Source organism: Tardiphaga sp. (genome assembly GCF_028290785.1).
Classification (GTDB): domain Bacteria; phylum Pseudomonadota; class Alphaproteobacteria; order Rhizobiales; family Xanthobacteraceae; genus Tardiphaga.
In genome coordinates this window covers 1-4,990 of record NZ_JAQGJD010000085.1, presented here as the reverse complement: position 1 = coordinate 4,990, position 4,990 = coordinate 1, and the positions used below count along the sequence as shown (strand labels likewise).

Sequence of the window (4,990 nt, the reverse complement as noted above, 5' to 3'; positions counted from 1 at the left end):
ATAACGCCTTGATGGCCATCACCGCGCGGCCGGGAAAGAAGCGATGACCCAGCAATGGCCCGACGACGACGTCATCCTGTATGACGGCGTCTGCATGTTCTGATCGCACTGGATCCGCTTCATCGCCGCGCGCGACATCGAGCGCCGTTTCCGCTTCACCGCGATCCAGTCCGCCTACGGCACCCGCCTCGCACACGCGCTCGGCATCGACCCCACCGACCCCGACACCAATGCTGTGATCCACAACGGCATCGCGCACTACAAATCCGATGGCGCGCTGACGGTGCTGTCGCTGCTGCCGGGTTTTGGATGGGTGCGGGTGTTGCGCGTGTTGCCAGGATGGCTGCGCGATCCCGTCTACAATCTCATCGCCAGAAATCGCTATCGGATTTTTGGACGGAGTGATGTGTGCATGGTGCCGGACGCGGCGTTCAGGGCACGGGTGATCGAGTAGCCGGAGCTCAAGTCGGATTCAGTTCGCTGGGATCGTTCGCCGGACGCGGTGCACTGCGCCGCTTCTTAGCGGCGTGGTGCGCCGCTGAGCCGGGGCTCCGGTTGGGCGCGGAAGAAACCGGGATCCGGGAAACGATCCCCCCGCTTCAATCCAAACGAAGCAAGCTCTAGCTCTTTCCCGGAGCGGCTGTTTCGAGCACCTCTTCCGCTGCCCGCTCGCCACTATCCCTTGCGCCATGCGCTGTCGAGAAGAAATGCGCCGACGTCGCTTCGCCCGCGAAGAACAGTCTTCCGTCAACGGGGGCGGCCAACACCGCGCGAGCACCGGCGTGGCCGGGGCTGGCCGCGGAATAGGCGCCCTGCGCGAACGGGTCGTGGCTCCAGCGCGATTCGGCGAGCGGCGTGAGGCGCCGGCGCATATCCGAACCGAGCAGCGCGACCACTTCGTCGATCGCCTGCGCGGACAGCGCGCCCTCGCCGGCGTCCTCCAACTCGCGCGCAAACGTGCCGCCATAGAAGCCTTCGACGGTGGGCGTGCCGAACGGCCGAAGCTGAAAACTGCCGACGCCGACGCGCATGGTGGCGCCGCGCAGGCCGGCGTCGCTCGGCAGGGCCTCGGCACCGTCCAGCGCCAGCAGCACCTTGTTGTTGGCACCGAGCGGCAACCCGCGGGCGGCATCGACCTTGGCGGGCAGCGGCGGATGAAAGCGAATCGACTCGTTGGCGATCAAGTTGCTCGGCACCGTGACAATCACCTGCACGGCGCTCAACGTGCCCTTCGATGTGTCGATCCGGATCCGCGGCCCGGAATGATCGATCCGCGTCACCTGCGTGTTCAGCGACACCGGCGCCGGCGTGCCATAGGCCGATATCAGCGCGCCATAGCCTGATGGCAACCGCCAGTTCACCTCGGTGTCCTCATAGGCATCCATGTCGTGCAGCGACACGCGGTCGAGCTCGACGCCGTTGATGTAGGTGCTGATGGCATCGATCATCGGATTCCAGCGATTGCCGGGCTCCAGGCAGGTGCTGGCGGGCGCGTCGGGCTCGTTCTCCGCGGCGGCCTCGGCGCGGTCGTAAAACGCTTCGATCGCCTGGAAGAACTCGATCCGGTCGGCCTTCGGGAAGGTGCGCTCATAACTGCCCTCGCGCCACGGCGCGCGGGCCTTGTCGATGGCGAAGCCGAGCTGCTGCGCGATCGCCACGAAGGAATTCTTGTTGGCGGAATGCAGCCAGCCGCATCCCATGTCGAACGGAATGCCCGGCGCGGCCATCACGGTGTGTGCGCGACCGCCGAGGCGGTCGCGGGCTTCCAGCACGATCACAGACCGGCCGGAATGCTCCAGCGCACGGGCCGCACCGAGCCCGGCGGCGCCGGCACCGATGATGGCGATATCGATCTCGGAGGGAAATTTTGTCATCGCATCTGCGGTCTCGAAACGCGGCGCATGCGGCCGTCACGGAGCGGATCACGCGTGATTGTCGTGACAGTGGGATATCGTCTTGCTTGAATTATTCAAGCCGCCGCACCATCACCGGCCCGTCCAAAGCAACGCCAGGAGCGATCGTTCCATGACCGAGCAACCCGATTTCGAGCTCTACGGCTTCTGGCGGACATCGGCGACCTACCGGGTGCGGGTGGCGCTCAACCTGAAGGGGCTCACGGCCCGCGAGCGCAACATCGACCTCGATGCGGGCGAGCAGCTCGGCGAGGCCTTCCTGAAGATCAATCCGCTCGGCGCGATTCCGGCGCTGGTGGAGAAAGGTCATCCGCCGCTGACCGAATCGCTGGCGATCCTGGAATTTATCGACGAGACCCACCCCGCGCCGCCCTTGCTGCCGGCCGATCCGCATGGCCGCGCCCGGGTGCGTTCGATCGCCCAGATGCTCGCCGCCGACACCCATCCACTGATCACGCCGCGGGTGCGAAAATATCTGGCGGGGGTCGGCGGCTTCGACGATGCCGCGGTGCGCGCCTGGCTGGTGCACTGGTTCGACACCGGCCTCGCCGCGGTGGAGCGGCGGCTGGCCTCCGAGGCCGCCACCGGCACGTTCTGCCATGGCGACGCGATCAGCATCGCCGACATCTGCCTGCTCAGCATCACCGCGACCATGCAGGTGCTGAAGATCCCGGTAAAGGATGCGCCGACCATCGACCGCATCGTCGCCCGCTGCGAGGCGCTGGAAGCGTTCGCCAAGGCCGATCCGAGGCTGCAGGCGGGCGCGCCAAAGGCATGAGCCCCGGCTTCTCCACGTCGTCCCCGCGAAGGCGGGGACCCATACACGCCGGAGCATGAGTAGATGCGCTGTCGCGGTAGCTCTGCCGTTTCCACCGCCTTGACGGTGGTTATGGGTCCCCGCCTACGCGGGGACGACGAGCTGCGAGTGCCGTGCGTCACACCAACAAAAATGCCCGGCGCGAGCCGGGCATTTCGTAACAATCAACCGAAGCAGCGTGGCGTTACGCCACCACTTCCTTGGTCTTTTCGGCGCGCTTGCGGTCGGCGGCGTCGAGGTGCTTCTTGCGCAGGCGGATCGACTTCGGGGTGATCTCGACCAGCTCGTCGCCCTCGATATAGGCCAGCGCCTTTTCCAGGGTCATGCGGATCGGCGGAGTCAGGCGGACCGCTTCGTCCTTCGACGTGGTGCGGATGTTCGAGAGCTGCTTGCCCTTGAGCACGTTGAGTTCGAGATCGTTCTCGCGGGTGTGCTCGCCGATGATCATGCCCTTGTAAACCTTCACGCCGGGCTCGATCATCATCGGGCCGCGATCTTCCAGCTTGAACATGGCATAGGCCACCGCTTCGCCCGCGTCGTTCGAGATCAGCACGCCGTTGCGACGGCCGGCGATCTCGCCCTTGTAGGGCAGGTAGGCGTGGAACAGCCGGTTCATGATCGCCGTGCCTTTGGTGTCGGTCATCAGGTCGCCCTGATAGCCGATCAGGCCGCGGGTCGGTGCGTAGAACACCAGTCGCAGGCGGTTGCCGCCGGACGGGCGCATCTCGATCATCTCGGCCTTGCGTTCGCTCATCTTCTGAACGACGACGCCGGAGAACTCTTCATCGACGTCGATGACGACTTCCTCGACCGGCTCCAGCGTGTTGCCGTTCTCGTCCTTGGTCAACACGACGCGCGGACGCGACACCGAGAGCTCGAAGCCTTCGCGGCGCATGTTCTCGATCAGGATGGCGAGCTGCAATTCGCCGCGGCCCGACACTTCCATCGCGTCGCGGTCCGCGGTTTCGACAACCTTCAGCGCGACGTTGCCTTCGGCTTCGCGCAACAGGCGGTCGCGGATCAGACGACTAGTGACCTTGGTACCTTCGGTGCCGGCGAGCGGTGAGTTGTTGACGATGAAGGACATCGACACGGTCGGCGGATCGATCGCCTGCGCCTGGATCGGGGTATCGACCGAGGGATCGCAGAACGTATCGGCCACGGTGCCCGTGGGCAGGCCAGCGATGGCGACGATGTCACCGGCTTCGGCGAGTTCCACGGGCTGACGCTCGAGGCCGCGGAACGCCAGGATCTTGGTGATGCGGCCGGTTTCCACGGTCTTGCCGTCGCGCGACAGCACCTTGACCGTCTGGTTCGGGCGCACCGAGCCGGACGAGATGCGGCCGGTGATGATGCGGCCGAGATAGGGGTTGGCTTCGAGGATCGTGCCGAGCATGCGGAACGGGCCTTCTTCGACCACTGGCGGCGGCACGTGCTTGATGACGAGATCGAACAGCGGCTTCATGCCGACGTCATGCGACGCATCCGGGCTGTCGGCCATCCAGCCGTTGCGGCCGGACCCGTACAGGATCGGGAAGTCGAGCTGGTCGTCGGTCGCGTCCAAGGCGGCGAACAGGTCGAACACCTCGTTGACGACTTCGGTGATGCGGGCGTCCTGGCGATCGACCTTGTTGATGGCGACGATCGGGCGGAGGCCGAGCTTGAGCGCCTTGCCGACCACGAACTTGGTCTGCGGCATCGGGCCTTCCGCGGCATCGACGAGCACGATCACACCATCGACCATCGACAGGATGCGTTCGACTTCGCCGCCGAAGTCGGCATGGCCGGGGGTATCGACGATGTTGATCTGGACGTCTTCCCAATGCACCGAGGTGCACTTGGCGAGAATGGTGATGCCGCGCTCTTTTTCGATGTCGTTCGAATCCATCGCGCGCTCAACCTGACGCTGGTTGTCGCGGTAGGTGCCGGACTGCTGCAAGAGCTTGTCGACGAGCGTGGTCTTGCCGTGGTCAACGTGGGCGATGATAGCAATGTTGCGAAGGTTCATAGGTCTTCTTCTGGTTTTACGGTCTGGGTGCCCGGAGCGGTTCAACAAAGCAGGTTCGACAAAGGCCTTGGGCCATTTGCTCAAGCGCCGTCAATTGTGCCTCGTCTGAAAACGCGCTGGGGCAATCCCTCCAAAAGCAAACCCGGCCAGAAGGGGCCGGGTACTCGGACGCGTTGCGGCGCAATATAGGGGGAATTCCGCGAAAAACAATGATTTCCTGAGCCTGAGAAGGCGGTGCAGCCATGTTTTTGG

General features: G+C 64.8%; 3 protein-coding genes and 1 pseudogene. 2 read left to right on the top strand and 2 right to left on the bottom strand.

From position 1 onward, the window contains the following. The first annotated feature begins 43 nt into the window (after positions 1-43). A pseudogene (locus JWR89_RS04810) lies at positions 44-454 on the top strand (DCC1-like thiol-disulfide oxidoreductase family protein). Positions 455-620: 166 nt separating this feature from the next. On the opposite strand, the gene JWR89_RS04805 reads toward JWR89_RS04810, so the two are convergent. Beyond that, positions 621-1,874 (bottom strand): NAD(P)/FAD-dependent oxidoreductase, encoded by a 1,254-nt coding sequence (locus JWR89_RS04805; RefSeq protein ID WP_299712404.1) that lies wholly within the window; start codon positions 1,872-1,874, stop codon positions 621-623. A gap of 151 nt (positions 1,875-2,025) precedes the next feature. Between JWR89_RS04805 and maiA the strand changes: the two genes are divergently transcribed. After that, positions 2,026-2,691 (top strand): maleylacetoacetate isomerase, encoded by a 666-nt coding sequence (maiA, locus tag JWR89_RS04800; RefSeq protein WP_299712401.1) that lies wholly within the window; start codon positions 2,026-2,028, stop codon positions 2,689-2,691. A gap of 223 nt (positions 2,692-2,914) precedes the next feature. On the opposite strand, the gene typA is transcribed toward maiA, so the two are convergent. Then, the gene (typA, locus tag JWR89_RS04795; protein ID WP_299712398.1) at positions 2,915-4,738 is read right to left on the bottom strand and encodes a translational GTPase TypA; all 1,824 of its coding nucleotides are present in this window, start codon (positions 4,736-4,738) and stop codon (positions 2,915-2,917) included. Positions 4,739-4,990 lie beyond the last annotated feature (252 nt).